The sequence below is a fragment of the Clostridium facile genome, assembly GCF_014297275.1.
Lineage (GTDB): Bacteria > Bacillota > Clostridia > Oscillospirales > Ruminococcaceae > Massilioclostridium > Massilioclostridium facile.
The window spans coordinates 1,974,438-1,991,462 of the sequence record NZ_JACOQK010000001.1; the positions used below are offsets into that span (position 1 = coordinate 1,974,438).

Genomic DNA, 17,025 nt, shown 5'->3' on the forward strand with positions numbered 1-17,025 from the left:
CATTTCAAAACTATTCTGATATTTTACTTTATATTGCCAAATATCTGAGAATACAAATAATACACTCTAATATTAGTGTATATTATTATACTACATCATTTGTTCAAAATCTACTGTATAACATGTTAATTTTATGAATGTGATTTGACTTTTCCCCGGTTTGCTTTATAATGTTGACAGGAATACTTTTTATTTTTACAATCAAATCCAGAGGAGGGGATTCTTTCCATGGTGTTAGCAATCTGCATTGAAAATTCCAATCTTATTTTATGTGGGACATCTCACCACCGCAAACTGTTCCAGTCTTACCTGCGTACAGACTTAGAAGGAACAGCGGATGAATACGCGATTTCAATCCGGTCGATATTGGATTTACACGGATTAAGCGGCTCTGACATAGAAGGAGTTATTTTGTCTTCGGTAGTCCCTCCTTTGGCAAGTGTCGTAAAACAGGCAGTAAAGAAACTCACCAAAGCAAACATACTGGTGGTTGGCCCCGGTATTAAAACTGGTTTGAATTTGAGGATTGAAAATCCAGCACAACTGGGAGCCGATCGTGTATGCAATGCAGTTGCTGCCCTAAAGAAATATCCTGCTCCTATTATGGTGGTAGACATGAATACCACTACAACGGTTTCGGTACTCAACGAAAAAAAGATGTTTATTGGCGGCTGTATTATCCCCGGTGTATCCAGTTCACTGGAAGCCCTGTGTACAACGGCAGCCCAACTGCCGCAAATCAGCATTGAAGAATGCCCTGATTCGATTATTGGTTCCAATACAGTATCCGCTATGCAGGCAGGAATTCTATATGGAAACGCTTGCCTGTTAGATGGATTGATCCAACGACATCAGGAAATATTAGGAGAAGGTTTGACAGTCGTGGTAACAGGAAAACAAGCGGAGCCAATTATCTGCTTATGTAAATATCCCGTTACCTATGATCCCAGTCTGTTAATGGATGGATTGTTGATTTTATATGAAAAAAACACAAAATAGTATGAGGTGAACTATGGCTTACCAGAGATTTTTAGAAACAGGACAGATTGTGTCCACCCATGGCATCAAAGGGGAAGTTCGCATTCAACCCTGGTGCGACGATTCTGCATTTTTAACGGAGTTTGATTCCTTTTATCTTGATAAACAAGGAAAAAATAGTATTATGGTGGAGTCCGCCCGTGTCCACAAAAATGTAGTGGTTGCCAAATTCCAAGGCATAGATACTATGGAACAGGCACAAAAAATGCGCAACTGCATATTATATATTGACCGGGAAGAATTAGAGCTGCCAGAAGATACCTATTTTATTCAGGATTTAATTGGGCTGACAGTAAAAAATGTTGATACTGGTAAAGTATATGGCAAACTGACACAAGTTTCCCAGCCAGGCGCAAACGATGTTTACCATATTACAGACGACCAGAAAAAAGAACGGTTAATTCCGGCAATCCCCGATGTAGTAATCCGTACCGATTTAAAAGACGGCATTATGGAAATTCGACCTTTGAAAGGATTGTTTGAAGATGAGGATTGATATTGCTACATTATTTCCGGAAATGTGTGAAACGGTGCTAAATGAAAGTATTATTGGCCGTGCCAGAAAAAAAGGAATTTTAGAGCTTTATACCCATAATATCAGGGATTATACCATGGACAAGCACCGAAGAGTGGACGATACCCCTTATGGCGGAGGGATGGGGATGTTGATGCAGGCAGAACCGATTTACTGCTGTTACCAGGATATTGTACAAAAGAGCGGAAACACCCCCCATGTCATCTATATGTCTCCGCAAGGGAAACCATTAACCCAGAAAAAAGCCATCCAGCTTTCCCAACAGGAACATTTGCTTCTAATTTGTGGCCATTATGAAGGGGTAGATGAACGTATTATTGAGGAAATTGTAGATGAAGAGATTTCCATTGGCGATTATGTACTGACTGGAGGCGAACTTTCGGCATTAGTGCTGGTAGATTGTGTGGGAAGGCTACAGGAAGGCGTATTATCGAGCAGTGAATGTTTTGAGGAAGAAAGTCATTTCAATGGTTTGCTGGAATATCCTCAGTATACCCGTCCCCCTGTTTGGCATAAAAAACAAGTGCCTGAGGTTCTACTTTCCGGCCACCATGCCAATATTGCAAAATGGCGCAGAGAGATGTCGCTGCTTCGCACATTAAAAAAACGTCCAGATATGCTGGATTCAGCAGATTTAACGGAGAATGACCTTAAATTTCTTAAAAATTGTAAAAATAAGGAAGTTTAATTTTGATTTTTGCGAAAATAATATAGTTACTTTGCATAGTAGGTTGAAAACTATATAGTCATGTTGCACAATCAGATCATCCGTTTTGATTGAGAAATTACCATAGTATGAAATCTTTCCAAAAATCCGCCGGATTTTGTATAATTGACGTTGACGGTTTGAATAATAATTCGTATAATTAGGATTGTTGATTGAACCCATTCACTTTGATAAAATTTTTAATTAGCTTTAATAGGAGTGTCTTTATGTACGTAAAAGAAGTATCAGTAAAAAATCAGGTTGGTTTGCATGCTAGACCAGCAACATTTTTTATCCAGAAAGCAAACGAATTCAAATCTTCCATCTGGGTGGAAAAAGAAGAACGCAGAGTAAACGCAAAAAGTTTGCTGGGTGTTCTGTCCCTGGGTATTGTAGGCGGTACCAACATCAGAATTATTGCTGATGGCGCTGACGAACAAGAAGCTGTGGAAGGTTTGGTTTCTTTAGTAGAAAGCGGTTTTGCTGAATAAGTTGCGTTTTGGATTTGGCTCCATATCACTTTTGTGATATGGAGCTTTTTTCTTTTTAAATCAAAACTAGTGATTTGCTCCATTCCCAGATGGTTCAGTACTTGCTTACCTCTGGAAGAGGTTTGGAGGACTACCATCGCATTGCTTGCTCTGCTACTGGTAAACCAGTTTGGGTAGTCATTCCGTACCTTTATGTGGGAAAAATGTATACAAAAATCCCTAAATTGATTTTCCTAAATTTTTTATTCCATTCTCAAGCAAAATGCAATCTCCATCTGTAAAAGGTTCTCATTTTGTCAAGGTCTTTTAAGCCTATAGGCAGAAATCAATGGGCGAAGATACTTTTTTAGTATCTCCGCCCATTACATCTATTTGATGAAACGATTCCACTAGAAAACTTCTTGGTGACCAATACTTTAAAATCCATCCAGTTTCATCTCTGTATGGAAGGTTATCTTTGTAATATTGGAAATATTATCGTGCATTTTTAACTATAATATCAATACCCGTTTTGCTGCACACCATAAACCGCCTGTTCATGCGTAAAACCTTCATACTCAAGCTGTTCAATTAACCCCTCCCTTGAGAACGAAGAGTACTCCAGGTAGGATTTTGCTGATTTTGCTGCCTGCTCATTCCAATTCGCACCGCTATTGTCCACACCATAGGTTGCCTGGTCGTTTGTAAACCCCTCATATTCCAGCTGCTCAATCAGCCCTGTATAGGAAAACGCAGAGTATTCCAGATAAGATTTCGCTGATTTTAAAGCTTGTTCATTCCAATCTGCGCCACAATGGTCAGCAGCATATACTGCGTCCTCGTGAGAATACTTTTCATACTCCAGTTGTTCAATCAGTCCTGTATACGAAAACTCGGAAAAAGACAAGTAGGATTTTGCCGACTCGAGGGCATTTCTCTGTCCAATCGTCATTTGGTCAGCAGGATTTGCCGATTGGCTCCCAGATTCGCTTTGGGTAACCTCTGGTTGAGATGCTTTGCTTACAGTATCCTCAAGCATCGAGAAAACATCCGCATAATCCGTACTGTAATCAGATGATTCTTCTCCAGTTGCTGTTGTCCCTGTGTCACAGGCCGCCAATGATAAAGGTACGATTATAGCAAATAACAATACAAAAAGCTTTTTCATAATCTTCATTCCTCTCCTATGCCGCTGAGAAATACGGCAAATTATATTATAATAATACACCAGTATTTCCTAAAAGTAAATTATTAGGAGATTTTTCTACAAAACAGCAGAAGGAAAACGACTTTTTTCGACTTGTTTTGTAAGTTGTGATAAAGTGAAGCCATCACCAATTCCATTTCTTAAAATATTACATTACGACAACCTTATGCTCAGCCAATGACAAATCGGCTTTTCCCCCATAAACCCACAATATTATTACATTTTTCCAATATATTTACTATGCCAACACTCATAGTTTTCCAAAAATCTATACCAAGCTTATACTATGCACCATTTAAAAGGAACAATCCCATTATAAAAAAACACCTCTGCTATAAAAAGTAAGCAGAGGTGATCAAATCAAAATTTTATATTATAACAAACGCTGTTTGTTTACGACAAGTCCAAACGATTTATGGAAGTAAGCAGCGGCTTTATTACATAGCAACATACGGTCCATAAAAATTTCAAAATAACTCATAACAGGGGAAATATCCGTGTCAATGGTCAATTCCAAAATAATATTATCGCTTTCATCGGAAAAATTTAGGCTGGATTGAGTTACTGCATAGTTGACCCGGTCATGGATATCAAAACTGGCTAAATCCCGATTGCGGACACGAGTACGCCGCACATCGCTTTTATCCGCTAAAATAAGCGCTGCCGCAATCGCGTTTACTGGAGCCGCTGTTCCTTCATCGTGGTTTCCAATGGCGGAAATAATGATCGAAATTTCCTCTGGTGTCATCCCCATTTTATCCAAAATACGAAATGCCATTACCGCCCCACTTTGCGCATGGTCTATCCGGTTGACAATATTTCCAATATCATGAATATACCCTGCTATTTTCCCCAGTTCTTGTTCTCTCTCAGAATATCCCATCTCTTTCAGAATATTTCCAGCGTTTTCCGCTGTTCTGGTCACATGGGCAAAGGCATGTTCGGTAAATCCAAGGGCTTTTAAAGATTGGTCTTCCATTTTAATATAAGTTTGAATTTCCGGGCTGTTTTTGATTTGTTCAAATGTCACGTTGCTGCATTCCATTTTTTATTCTCCTTTTACTTTAGTTGCTCCAAAAATAACTGAAGTTCCCTTGCCGTTTCCGGCTTGATTTTTGCCACCTGGCAAAGTTCTTCCACTGTTGCGTTATATAATGCTGTTTTTGTTTTAAAATGTCTTAAAATTGCCAGGGCTTTTTTCTCCCCAATCCCTTTCACTCGGGTAATCTCCATCTCCAACATGGTTTTTTTCCGCACATTCCGTTGATAAGAAATAGTATACCGATGGACTTCGTCCTGTATCCGGGTCAGCAGATGAAACGCCGATTTATAGGCGGCAATGGAGATTTCCCCACCCTCTTTGGCGATCGCTCGGGTTCTGTGTTTATCGTCTTTTACCATTCCAAAATAAGGAACCTCAATCCCATATTTCTGGAAAATTTCTTTTACCGCAGCTACATGGCCTTTTCCCCCATCCAATAGGATAAGGTCTGGCAGCCTACCAAAAGAGGATTCCCCTTGTTCCGTCTGATAACGGGAAAACCGCCGTTCTAACATTTCCCGCATGGAACCATAATCATCCCTGGTATTGGTAGAATGAATGGCAAACTTCCGGTAATCCGATTTTTTTGGTTGGCCATTTTCAAACACAACCATTCCTCCAACAATGCCGCTATCCCCCAGATTGGAAATATCATAAGCTTCAATGATTTCGGGTGTAGAAGAAAGCCCCAATAGCCGGCTTAGCTCATCCAAGGCAGCGATAGCGCGTCCAGAACGTTTTACTTTATAGGAAAGCTGTTCTGCTGCGTTACTCATTGCCATCTGTACCAGCTTTCGATTTTCCCCCCGCTGTGGTACTTGAATTTCCACTTTATATCCAGCCAATTTGGTGAGATAATCAGTTAAAAGGGATTGGTCAATATTCACCTCATCTGTTAAAACGATCTTAGGAAAATCTGGATGTGAAGTATAATAACGGGAAATAAAATCATTTCTCACCTCAATAGGGTCATAAACATCATCAAAAATAAAATCACTTTTATCCACCATTTTTCCATGCCGGAATTTTAACAGGGAAAAACAGACTGTAGTGCCATTCTGCGCCATCGCAATGACATCAATCTGTTTTTGGTTTCCCAAAATTACCTTTTGGTCCTCAGAAATTTTCTGGATTGCCTGAATACGGTCCCTTATCCGGATTGCACGCTCAAAATCCAATTGTTCCGACGCCTGTTCCATTTCTTTGGTCAGTTTTTCAATCGACTGGGTGCTTCCCCCCTTAATATAGTCAACTGCCTGCCGAATGGTTTCCTGGTACTCTTTCTCTGATATTTTGCCCAAACAAATCCCTGCACATTGTTTGATATAATAGTTTAAACAAGGACGAGTATTGCGCTGAAAATTAAATTTTCGGGTACAGGTAGGAAGCCGGAATACTTTGTTTACCTCATTTACTGTCTGTTTTACTGCCATGGAGCTGGTATAGGGTCCAATAAAAGTCCCTGTCCCTGTATGCTGTTTTTCTGAAGTAATTTTGGGATAAGGGTCAGAAGATATTTTGATGTAATGGTAACCTTTATCATCCTTTAATAAAATATTATATTTTGGGTCGTATTGTTTTATCAAGCTACATTCCAATACCAGGGCTTCAAATTCACTGTCAGTGACAATAAAGTCGAAATCTTGTACATTACTGACCATTTTCCGCACTTTTTCATTATGGGAACTGTTTTTTCTAAAATAACTGGAAACACGGTTTTTTAGCCGCTTTGCTTTTCCAACATAAATTACTTCACCCATATTATCTTTCATCAGATAAACTCCTGGTTTATCTGTTAATTGCCTCGCTTTTTCCTGAAGCCGTTCCATCCGTTCCATAAAATATCACCCACCTTGTTATAAAGGGAACTGTCCTTACTATTGTATCATATTCTGGAAAGGAAAAGAAACCCGGTTTTCATAATTTCATGATTTTTTTCATTTTATTCTCTAACATTCCTTACATTTATCTTCTCACTCGCTATCATGCAGCCAATGGAATTATTTTCTCTTTTTCTTTGGTTAATATTACAAAATATCATCATAATTATTTAGCAGTTTATCTATTTGTTTCCCATGATATCTATGTTATGATTAAAACAGTATTTCGAGGAAATTAGATAGGAGAAACAAAAATGGGCAGTAAATTATTAAAACAATTACAGGAATGGCATGAACAAGATGAATACCAAAAAATTGTAGATGCTATTAAAGCGATTCCAAAAGAAAAATGGGATTATGATATGATAAGCCATTTGGCAAGAGCTTATAATAATTTAGAAAAATACCAAGATGCAATTACCTTGTTGCAATCGATCCGAATACAAGGGCTATCTGACCCCTTATGGCATTTTCGGATGGGATATGCCTATTATTATTTAGATGAAATCCCACTGGCTATGGAAGAATTTGAGCAGGTGCTAAAAGATAACCCAGATGACCAGGATGCCAAACTCTTTTTTACCTGGTGTCAACAGGAAATGGAACAGCAACAGTATGATCCAGAACTTTATACAGAGGAAGAAATGGAAACAGTGGAGAGACATATTTCCAACTATTTTGGTAGTTATGAACATGTATTCCACGAATTGATTTCTCCAGATATCCATGTAGATATTTGTATTATTCCTCCAACTCCAAGTCAGGATTATTACAAGTTAGTTACCTTAGGGATGGGCGCCCATCAGATGAATGTCCCTTTAGAACTGGCAGAAAAAAAGCTAGAACGCGCTGAATTAATGATCTGCCTGCCTCCTGACTGGGAGATTCAAAATAGTGATGAAAAATGGTACTGGCCTTTAAGATGGCTTAAAATTTTAGCCCGTCTCCCTGGTGAACAGGATACTTGGCTGGGATGGGGCCATACTGTGCCAAACGGAGGCCCATTTGCGGAGAATACCCAACTATCCGGTATCATGCTGTTAAATCCAGGGGCTTTCCCACCAGAAGCTAGTTGCTGTGTTTTGCCAAATGGTGATGAAATTAACTTTTATCAAGTTATTCCACTTTATGAAGAAGAAATGCAGTTTAAAATTGAACACAGCGCAGATGAACTATTGAAAGAATTTACAGGGGAACAACTGGAATATGTCCATTTAAATCGTCCTAACCTTCATGGGGACAATGAAGGAAAAACATTATTGCTTTCACCAGAGGAATTGCAGCCCTTGTTGGAAAACTGGGAAGGACCAGACCTTTGCATCGCATCTGACCGTATCACTGTTGAAGGTTATGAGGTGGGATATTGTTATCGCATCGCTCCAAATGACAAACAATTAGATAGTGGATGGTGCTTTCTAGCCGGCGATGAAACAGAAGAATACCTGACAAACCAGCAATATATGAGCCGCTACGATTTGAACACAATCTGTAACTATGACCCGGATATTATCCCACTATTAAATTCTGCTTATGGTTCCGCATTTTACCGGGATGAAAATGGAATTTTTCAAAAATGTATAGAAATAACAAATTAGCTAGTTTACCACAAAACCAATAAAATAGGCTTAGACAAACGAAAATAGATTTTTTCTTATTTTTCTTCCTTTTTCCATCTCATCTATTCTCCCATAATAACTACTAGATCGTAAAATAAAATTTGTTGTAAATAAACATCATAATTGGAGGAACCTCACCCATGGTAATACGACAAGCAACTCAATTTGAAGTCCCAACCATCACACAATTGGTGCAAACAGCATTCCAAACAGCTCAAGTAAGTAATGGCAAAGAACAGGACTTTGTTTTGCGCCTAAGAGATTCAGGTGCTTATTTGCCAGAATTGGAGCTAGTAGCAGAAAAAGATGGACAACTAATTGGTCATATTATGCTTACGAAACAATTAATACAAACAAAATCAGGAAAATGGCAAGAACATATCCTAGTAGCCCCATTATGTGCGGAATTAGAGCATCGCAATCAGGGGATAGGAGAAAAACTATTAAAAGTAGGGCTGGAAAAGGCTAAACTCATGGGATATACCGCCGCTTTTTTGGTGGGAAACCCAGATTATTATTGTAGATTTGGATTCCGTCAAACAACCGAATTTGGCATCCATAATACCAATGGAATCCCAGACCAGTTTGTATTGGGAATCGAATTGGTTCCTAATGCGCTTTCTTGCCAGGAAGGAACAATCTGTTTTGCGGAATAACCCCATTTTATCTGACTTATTCCAGAGAAAATTTATTTTCTAGTTAATGCAGCAAACAATTTTTCAAATCTATCTTTGCCATGATCCGGCTGATGTAATCGAATGTTTTAATAGCTGCAATCCATAGGAAACAATTCATCAAGGTATTCTACAAAAACCTCTCTACAGCAGATTGATTCTCAAATTGACAATATTGATTAGAATAGAATTGTATACTGTCCAGATTTTCTATAACATCAATTGTAGAATGAGGAACAGCGAATGATATACTTTTTAAGTTCAATAGTATTCCAATAATACCCTACTAATGAAAAATTTCTATTGAAATAAAAATCACTATATAAAACCCAAAATTAAAATTGGATATTTTTGTAATTTAATAATAAATAAAGTCCATGATTTATTGAAACCCTATCAGATAATTCTAAACTATATTATATACTAAAAGTAATAATTCACACAAATATAAATTTATTTTTTTATCCAGCAAACTGACCTATTTTTCATTGGCATAACAAAATCTCCTGTGGAAATTTCATTCTACCACAGGAGATTTTTATTATCTTTTCTTTTTTCTAAATCAATACAGATGAAAAGCATCCGTTATGATAAGAAACTCCATTTATATTTTAATATGGGATTTTTTCTTCTAATTAGAATATACTATACTTCCATTATGCCCGCTTTATCAGCGCAATCAATGCTGCTATTACTGCCCAAACCAGTTCATACCCTAATAAGTTTAAGAGGTTAAAATCCCCAAGGGAATTTAGTGAGCCCAAAACAAATAGGATTACCAAGCCAAAAACGATACTGGCAACGGATAAAGTCATAAGCAGGTAAATAATAGGGCGCAGCCGTTTTGCTGTTAAAACGGCTTTTACATAAGAAGAAAAACGTCCATTATTTGCAACTGGGGAATCGTCTTTTTCCACTTCTCCAGTTTGTTTCTGGTAAGGTTCATGAAATCGGGCAGGCAATATTTTAAATACCTCTTCATCCACCTGAAAAACCTGGGCAAGTTTTTGTTGGGTTACCATAGGATCTACCGTTTGCACTACCAAATAAATACCATTGGAAATCAACTGTTCCAAGCTATTACGGACTTCTTTATTCGCACGCACACTAAAGATAAATGCTGCTGACAAAATACCGGACACCGCAATATAAACAATTTCACAGCCTTCTGGACATAACTTCCGTTCTTTTTCTTCTGATAAAACCTCAATATTATGGTTTATTAGCATTTCCCGGTTTCCGATTATCACTCGACGGTTATCTACCCAAGCAGAAATTCCCATAGTATCTTCAAACACGACACTATCTACTGGCTTTAATAGGTCTTCCCTTCCCAGTAGTACCTCCATAAACATATCTCGTAAAATACTGTTGGAGGCATTTAATACACTAGCCGCGTCAATAATTGCATGGTCAATTGAGTAATGGGAAAAACTTTTCATTCCCTGTAACACAACGGTCCCTTTTGGAAACAAATCGTGGGCAGATGTCAGTACCGCATTTAAGTTTCCAAACTGTTGTACGGCTTCATATCCTAATAAAACAGCGGAATGGCGGGAAAGCTTTTTCTGTGCCAGTAACATTGGAATACCAACCGAAAACAGATGACACAACGGGGCACTGATACAAATCCCCACTGTAAACGCAGTAATTCCGACTGGAAAACTATTGGCCATATATCCACAAACGGCTCCCAGAACAAGGGAAAGCCCCGCACCTGCTGGAACAAGATAAAAACTAAATTGGTCTGTAATATCCTCTAAAAACGAGTAGTAAATAAAATTCGATAAAAAGCCGGTTTTTCGATTATATCCTACATAAGGTTTCCGGTTTACTGTCCCTTTGGTAAACGCCGCTGCAAGGTCATTATTTTCAATCGTACCACTGGCATACTGTTGGTACTGGGTGGAAGAAACAAACGGAAAATTTTTGATTGCCAACTGTGTTGTCATGAACTGACCTAATTGCCGAAAAGCAAGTCCCCATATTGCCAGTGGCATCAATAAAAATACATTGGGGTTCGATTCCAGTACATCGCTACCCACAATAAGCAAGAATAAATCCTGTAAAATCGTAACCAGCATTGGAATAGTATATAAGGTATCCCGATTCACAGCCAAAGACTTAAATGATTTTAACCCTGAAATAAAAGTTGGAACATTAATAAATATCGCACCTAATCCAAATAAAAGATAGATTAATAAATAAGTAATAGCAGAATTCACTGTAAATACTGGTGGAATAGGCAGGTTAAACTGCATGGCTACTGGTGGATAAAGGCTTAGCAGCCCCAACACTGCCGTACCAAGCAAACGCAACAAACTGTGCTTTTTCATTCGTTTTAAACGGTTTCCCACCTCAGCAGCATCGGAAGGCTGATTATATTCCAATTCCGCTTCTTCTTTTAGCTCATCTTCATAGAGATCCAGCTCGGGAAGTTGAACCTCCTGGTTTGGCTTATCTTCTGGATCCCGTTTTTGTTCCGGTTCGGTATCCAATACAAATTGGGCGGCTTTTGCTTTGCGCAGCTTTTTAAATTCTTTATATCGCAGCACCTGGCTTTCCGCCAGATCAAATTTGCGGAATCGATTTACTTCTTCTGGAGTAATCTTATGGATGGTAGCTGTGTGAGAAGTCACAATAGTACGGTGTTTACCACTGTAAATATCCGTAGTACTTTCCAAAAATTCTTGCAATTTTTGTTTGCTATCCAATTTTTTATTCTGTTGTTCTGAATGAGAATTTTGCTCCTCTTTTTCCAGGTCAAATTTAATCTGACCAGGAAGGTTTTGCGTTTCCTCTCCCATAATCTCTCGCACAGAATACGCGACTTCCGATTTGGAGATTGTTTTCTCCTTTTCCTTTGATTTTGAATCCATCTTTTCCTCTTCCATCCTATTTTCTGGGATGGCTGTTTTCTGCTCTGGAAGATTATTGGTCTGTTTTTCAATATCCCTAAGCATGGATTCAAACGACAATTCCTCTTTCTTGGTAGAGCCCATTTGCATCACAACCTTTATTTCACGTTCTTTGCTTGTAATTTTAGCCGTTGGCGGGTAATCTCATACATTAAAATACCGCCCGCAACCGATGCGTTTAAAGAATTAATTTGGCCTTCCATTGGTAAGGAAACAACAGCGTCACACTTGGAGCGGACTAATCTACCAATTCCCTTCCCTTCTGAGCCTACTACCAAAGCTACTCCACCGGAAAAATCGGTCTCACACCAGTTTTGCCCATCCATATCAGCGCCATAAATCCAGATTCCCCGCTCTTTTAAATGTTCCATCTCTGACGCTAGGTTGGTAACACGCGCCACTTTCAAATAATTAACAGCTCCTGCTGATGTTTTATACACAATTGGAGTCAGAGATGCAGAACGCCGTTTTGGAATAATCATCCCATGAGCGCCAGCAGCCTCTGCAGTACGAATTAACGCACCTAAGTTATGGGGATCTTCTATTTCATCCGCAATAATTAGAAAAGGGGCTTCCCCTTTTTGTTCTGCGACAGCTAAAATATCCTCTACACTAGCATAAGAGGTTGAACAAGGGATTGCTACAACCCCTTGATGATTACTTCCTTCGCTTAAATAGTCCAGTTTACGGCTATCCGCTTCTTTTACCACAATATTCTTTTTTTTCGCTAGTGCAATAATCTGAGAAATACTTCCATTTCGTTCGCCTTTAGCCACATAAATCGTATCTAGTTCCCGCTCGGATTTTAAACTTTCTAATACGGCATTTCTGCCTGTAATAACATCATGTTGCTCCCGTTTTGTCTGTTCCATAGTCCTCTCCAATTGTCATTATGATCTATCCAATATTGTTAAGGGAAAAATACTTCCCCATTATTTCAGTTTATTTTATTTATTATACCATATCGTCTTATTTTTTGCATCTATTTCGTCAAAGTTTTTACAACCAAACTATGGAATTTTCTATTATCATCATTAAAAAAATAAAAGCATAATACCACACCCGAGCAAAAGCCCTGTCAAAAAAATAATTCCCCATTTCCATACAGAGTGTTTTTGACACCACTTTTTTAACCGATTTTGTTTACTACCGGATTCCAACATACTATCCAAATATTCTTCTGCCCATTGGTAAATCTGCTGGGTAGAAGAATAGGATTTTTGTGGGTTTATAAATAAAATCGCCTTTTCAAAATAATCGTTTCCCGTCCTGTTAATTTCCACAATTTTTCGATTAACCCCTTTAATCATTGTATCCCTCCTAGTTGTATCTAACAAAAGTTTGGACCAAAATAAAAGAGGTTATACGATTTGTAATTAAATTTATGTCAATACCATGTTGAAAACACAGTTGAAAAAGTTGATAACTTCAAAAATTTATTCGTTGAAAACTTAGTTGAAAAGGTTGATAACCTTGAAAATACGCTATTTTTATTTTTGTTAATAGCTGTTGAAAAAACTGAAAAATCCAAATGTTACTATTTGTATAGTACAAAAAAAGGATTTTATTTAAAAATTTTTCTTATTTTTTAAAAAGGCTTAACAAACAAAAAAACAAGAAAAAACAGGAAAAATTACTATTTTTAAGATAACTTGTTTGCAAAAGAAAAAGGAATAATAGCAATCATTGCTATTATTCCTCTAATTTTCCGCCATCAAGGCTTTTGCTCTCATTTCTACTAATCTTAATTCTACCCCTGAGTAAGCGGATATCTGTTTCAAAGTTGAAAACTCTGAATTTGGTTGAAACCATTCGTCCTCCAACAATAAGCAAGCACAAAAATAATCCGCCTCATTTTCATATCTACCAGAATTCAAATTCGTATGGTAGGTAATAAACATGCTATTCATGTGTTGATGTAATAATGCATGCCCTAATTCATGGGCACACACCACACGTTGTTCCCATTCTGGTAAATTACAGTTTAAATAAATAATCTCAATCCCATTTAAATTCGTATAAAACCCCTTAATATGGGTCGCCATTTCTGGAAAGACTACCGTTATACCTAGTTCATTACACAATTCAAACGGATTACGGGTTTTATACTCAGTAAGCAAACTAACCACAGTTTGTTCAATTTGCTCCATATTAAATCTCTCCTATTGGTCCCCCATTTTTTTTTCCAAAACAGATTTTGTAGCATCTGTTACAATTGTCACAATATTATTGATATCATCCGCATTTAATGGAACCCCACAAAACATCAGTCCGTCATGTTCCAACAGCATTGTTCTTACTTGATTTGCTAAATCATCCATATTTTCCATTTTATTGGATTCTTTCCCATCTAACAAAAAATCAGTCGATACCCCAAAAACATCGGCTAATTTTAATAAAATTTTATGGTCGGGCTGTCGGCGGTTTTGTTCATACATCCCCACCGCACTTTTTGAGATTCCCAATTGTTCCGCCAAATTTCCCTGTGTCCATTTATGCTGTTTTCTTAATTGTTTGATTCGGTCCCCTAGCATTACATTTCCCCCAGTTTATAAGTTCAATTATTAGCATAACATAATAAAATTATTTTTTCAATCTATTTTAGAACATTTGTTCTTGAAATTATTGACAATCCACAAACCGTGTGTTATGATATTAAAAACACATATTGTGTAAATTAATAAAGACAATTCGATCTCAATCAGGTTTCCTAACGATTTATTTTATTCCAGGAGGTACCGATATGACACAAAAATTATCCTATGATATTCTATCATTGCCCGAACAGTTTCAACTTAGTCAAGATTATGAGACAAATCAAGAACTGCTTTTACGGCTAAAAAAGGCTCTATTTAAAGCTATGGAGGAAGAATTAACTCCAAAACAACAGCAGGTAATTAAACTATATTACTTCCAAAATAAAAATACCGTGCAGATCGCACGGATATTTCATAACAATAAATCGACTATTTCCCGTATCCGCAGGGCTGCTGTCCATAAATTAAAGACCTGTTTACAATACAGTATGATGTAGCTTATTGAAGCCCCATTACACTGACTAATGCAGTAATTGCTACAATGCTAATTAAAATGCTGATAGAGTTTACCAACCCCGCAATTTCGGTATCCCCACCACATTTTGCGGTAAATACAGGTGCCAATGCTGGGATAGGAGCAAAAGATATAATTACTAATACCTGGCGCACTTCCAACGAAAATGGCAGGCAATGATAAAATATCAGTGCTGTAACCACTGCAAACCCATAACGGATTAATAGGGAAAGAACTACCTTTTTAGCGTGCTGACGGTTAGGTTTTAACTCAAACATCAGTCCAATTGTCAACATCGCCATCAGACTATTTGCAGACCCTATAGTCGAAGTTACCTGTACTATACCATCAGGGATAGAAAATCCTAATAGGGCGGTAACCATCAACAACAAATATACATCAAATGGTATAGAGGAAAATAACTTTTTCAATATACTCTTTACAGTAGTCTTTTCTCCATTATTGATTACAGCACAGGTTGCCGCATAAGAGCCACCAGTACAAATAATGGAGTTTCCCATATCAAACATACAGGTTGCCACAACTCCAAACTGTCCAATAAAACTTTGGACAAACGGCATTGTAAAACACCCGATATTATAACCTGGCAGGTTTAACATATAAAAGATGCGTTCTTCATCCGATTTGCGGCGTGATATTATCCAACCTACTATTAGTAATACTCCTCCACAGCCAAATCCAACAAAACAAAGTAAAAATAGGGAATGATCGTTTTGATAATGGGCAAATGATGTAATGACCGCCGCTGGCAGTGTAAGGTTAAACATAATTTTTGATGTTAGGTTTGCATCTTCTGCCTTAAAGAATCCTACCTTTTTTAAAAAATAAGCCAGAGCAATAATAAATACTAGTCCAAACGCTTTTAGCAATACTGTTCCCATATTCGTTTCCTTCCCATTTTTTCATAATATTTTATTACCCAACAAAAATCACCTTTTACCTAATATTTAAAGTGTTGGAATCAAAAATAATCCCAGAGGATAGATTGATCTACCATCTGGGATTTTTTCTTGTGATGCACTACCGGAATGTATAATAAGACTGTTTTCTACTTCCAAAAATCATCCATAGGATAATACCCACAATTAACATTACAACACCGGATACCATGGTAATAAAACTTAATAGGCTAATCTGTTGGTCATACAGGTTTAAAACAATTGGAAATACCGGATTGCTGGACATACCATCCATAAATAAAATAGCGAATTTTCCGATTGCCAAAGAAAATCCTCCACATAATAGCACACCTGTACCTAAGTAAGTTAAAATACGTTTTGGTCCAGCCGAAAAAACCAGGGCTAACACAAATACCGCTAATAAAACCAAACACAATACCCAAGCAGTTTGGCTTGCCAAAGTACTCATAAATTGGGTTGCCTCTTCTGGAAGTTGGGAGGAAGCAGAAGGAAACACTTCTGCAATGCTTTCATAAGGGATACTGTCTATAATCGTTTGCTTCATACTATCCGATAAAAAAGAAACACCGTCCAATAACTCCTCTAGCATTGGTTGCAACGCTGTTTTTACACTCTGCGCTGTAATTGCGTTGCTCTCGTCCTGATACAATAAATAATCAGAAATATAATCTCCATATTGGTCAACTAATGTTTGGATTCCAGATGAATTCAACACATTTTCCCATTGTTCCTGTGTAATCTGGGAAAAAACAGCATCATTGGAAAGAGCGTTCTGGATTCTCTCTGGAAGGTTGACTTCTTCTATTGCTGTATGTACAGCATCCCTGGATAAAGAGTTTCTAACCGCTGTAATATTCAAAAATACAATACCATCCAAAAGAACCAATATTGTCAGAAAAACAGATAATACCTTGCGCCCAAAAGATAATTTTTGCATTGCTCTTCTC

17 protein-coding genes are annotated in these 17,025 nt (G+C 37.6%); 7 read left to right on the plus strand and 10 right to left on the minus strand.

The genetic code is table 11. The features are described 5' to 3' along the window. Positions 1-228 precede the first annotated feature (228 nt). The 4 genes from H8Z77_RS08270 to H8Z77_RS08285 all read left to right on the plus strand — a co-directional run bounded on the left by H8Z77_RS08270 (position 229) and on the right by H8Z77_RS08285 (position 2,770). Complete coding sequence (locus H8Z77_RS08270; RefSeq protein ID WP_186996712.1) at positions 229-999, plus strand: type III pantothenate kinase; 771 nt, start codon at positions 229-231, stop codon at positions 997-999. A 13-nt stretch (positions 1,000-1,012) separates the two neighbouring features. Then, the gene (gene rimM, locus H8Z77_RS08275; RefSeq protein WP_186996713.1) at positions 1,013-1,534 is read left to right on the plus strand and encodes a ribosome maturation factor RimM; all 522 of its coding nucleotides are present in this window, start codon (positions 1,013-1,015) and stop codon (positions 1,532-1,534) included. Further along, the gene (gene trmD / locus H8Z77_RS08280) at positions 1,524-2,261 is read left to right on the plus strand and encodes a tRNA (guanosine(37)-N1)-methyltransferase TrmD (protein ID WP_186996714.1); all 738 of its coding nucleotides are present in this window, start codon (positions 1,524-1,526) and stop codon (positions 2,259-2,261) included. The genes rimM and trmD overlap by 11 nt, the downstream gene beginning before the upstream one ends. Before the next feature lie 245 nt (positions 2,262-2,506). Beyond that, complete coding sequence (locus H8Z77_RS08285; protein ID WP_069987462.1) at positions 2,507-2,770, plus strand: HPr family phosphocarrier protein; 264 nt, start codon at positions 2,507-2,509, stop codon at positions 2,768-2,770. Positions 2,771-3,269: 499 nt separating this feature from the next. On the opposite strand, the gene H8Z77_RS08290 is transcribed toward H8Z77_RS08285, so the two are convergent. The 3 genes from H8Z77_RS08290 to uvrC all read right to left on the minus strand — a co-directional run bounded on the left by H8Z77_RS08290 (position 3,270) and on the right by uvrC (position 6,836). After that, the gene (locus tag H8Z77_RS08290) at positions 3,270-3,917 is read right to left on the minus strand and encodes an Ltp family lipoprotein (protein ID WP_270738825.1); all 648 of its coding nucleotides are present in this window, start codon (positions 3,915-3,917) and stop codon (positions 3,270-3,272) included. Positions 3,918-4,329: 412 nt separating this feature from the next. Beyond that, positions 4,330-5,001 carry an HD domain-containing protein gene (locus H8Z77_RS08295; RefSeq protein ID WP_069987464.1) on the minus strand — a complete coding sequence of 224 codons (672 nt, stop codon included), beginning with the start codon at positions 4,999-5,001 and terminating at the stop codon, positions 4,330-4,332. Positions 5,002-5,015: 14 nt separating this feature from the next. Then, positions 5,016-6,836 carry an excinuclease ABC subunit UvrC gene (uvrC, locus tag H8Z77_RS08300; protein WP_186996716.1) on the minus strand — a complete coding sequence of 607 codons (1,821 nt, stop codon included), beginning with the start codon at positions 6,834-6,836 and terminating at the stop codon, positions 5,016-5,018. A 296-nt stretch (positions 6,837-7,132) separates the two neighbouring features. On the opposite strand from uvrC, the gene H8Z77_RS11735 reads away from it, so the two are divergent. Together H8Z77_RS11735 and H8Z77_RS08310 are read left to right on the plus strand one after the other, a co-directional pair. After that, positions 7,133-8,473, plus strand: coding sequence for an immunity protein Imm33 domain-containing protein (locus H8Z77_RS11735; RefSeq protein WP_186996717.1), 1,341 nt, complete (start codon positions 7,133-7,135; stop codon positions 8,471-8,473). A gap of 161 nt (positions 8,474-8,634) precedes the next feature. Continuing rightward, positions 8,635-9,150: a GNAT family N-acetyltransferase gene (locus tag H8Z77_RS08310; RefSeq protein WP_186996718.1), complete on the plus strand. Its 516-nt coding sequence runs from the start codon at positions 8,635-8,637 to the stop codon at positions 9,148-9,150. Positions 9,151-9,824: 674 nt separating this feature from the next. Here the strand turns inward: H8Z77_RS08310 and H8Z77_RS08315 are convergent. The 5 genes from H8Z77_RS08315 to H8Z77_RS08335 form a co-directional block, all read right to left on the minus strand. Then, positions 9,825-12,170 (minus strand): hypothetical protein, encoded by a 2,346-nt coding sequence (locus tag H8Z77_RS08315; RefSeq protein WP_186996719.1) that lies wholly within the window; start codon positions 12,168-12,170, stop codon positions 9,825-9,827. A 14-nt stretch (positions 12,171-12,184) separates the two neighbouring features. Further along, the gene (gene rlmB / locus H8Z77_RS08320; protein ID WP_186996720.1) at positions 12,185-12,958 is read right to left on the minus strand and encodes a 23S rRNA (guanosine(2251)-2'-O)-methyltransferase RlmB; all 774 of its coding nucleotides are present in this window, start codon (positions 12,956-12,958) and stop codon (positions 12,185-12,187) included. 162 nt (positions 12,959-13,120) lie between these two features. Further along, positions 13,121-13,396 carry a hypothetical protein gene (locus tag H8Z77_RS08325; RefSeq protein WP_069987469.1) on the minus strand — a complete coding sequence of 92 codons (276 nt, stop codon included), beginning with the start codon at positions 13,394-13,396 and terminating at the stop codon, positions 13,121-13,123. A 390-nt stretch (positions 13,397-13,786) separates the two neighbouring features. Further along, positions 13,787-14,236, minus strand: a complete 450-nt coding sequence (locus H8Z77_RS08330; RefSeq protein WP_069987470.1) for an ImmA/IrrE family metallo-endopeptidase — start codon at positions 14,234-14,236, stop codon at positions 13,787-13,789. A 12-nt stretch (positions 14,237-14,248) separates the two neighbouring features. Beyond that, the gene (locus tag H8Z77_RS08335) at positions 14,249-14,620 is read right to left on the minus strand and encodes a helix-turn-helix domain-containing protein (protein ID WP_069987471.1); all 372 of its coding nucleotides are present in this window, start codon (positions 14,618-14,620) and stop codon (positions 14,249-14,251) included. A 209-nt stretch (positions 14,621-14,829) separates the two neighbouring features. On the opposite strand from H8Z77_RS08335, the gene H8Z77_RS08340 reads away from it, so the two are divergent. Further along, on the plus strand, positions 14,830-15,120 hold the full coding sequence (locus H8Z77_RS08340; RefSeq protein WP_069987472.1) for a sigma-70 family RNA polymerase sigma factor: 291 nt from the start codon (positions 14,830-14,832) through the stop codon (positions 15,118-15,120). 1 nt (position 15,121) lies between these two features. Here H8Z77_RS08340 and H8Z77_RS08345 read toward each other — a convergent pair whose 3' ends face one another. Further along, positions 15,122-16,039, minus strand: a complete 918-nt coding sequence (locus tag H8Z77_RS08345) for an AEC family transporter (RefSeq protein ID WP_186996721.1) — start codon at positions 16,037-16,039, stop codon at positions 15,122-15,124. A 139-nt stretch (positions 16,040-16,178) separates the two neighbouring features. Next, complete coding sequence (locus tag H8Z77_RS08350; protein ID WP_186996722.1) at positions 16,179-17,015, minus strand: hypothetical protein; 837 nt, start codon at positions 17,013-17,015, stop codon at positions 16,179-16,181. Between the last annotated feature and the right edge of the window lie 10 nt (positions 17,016-17,025).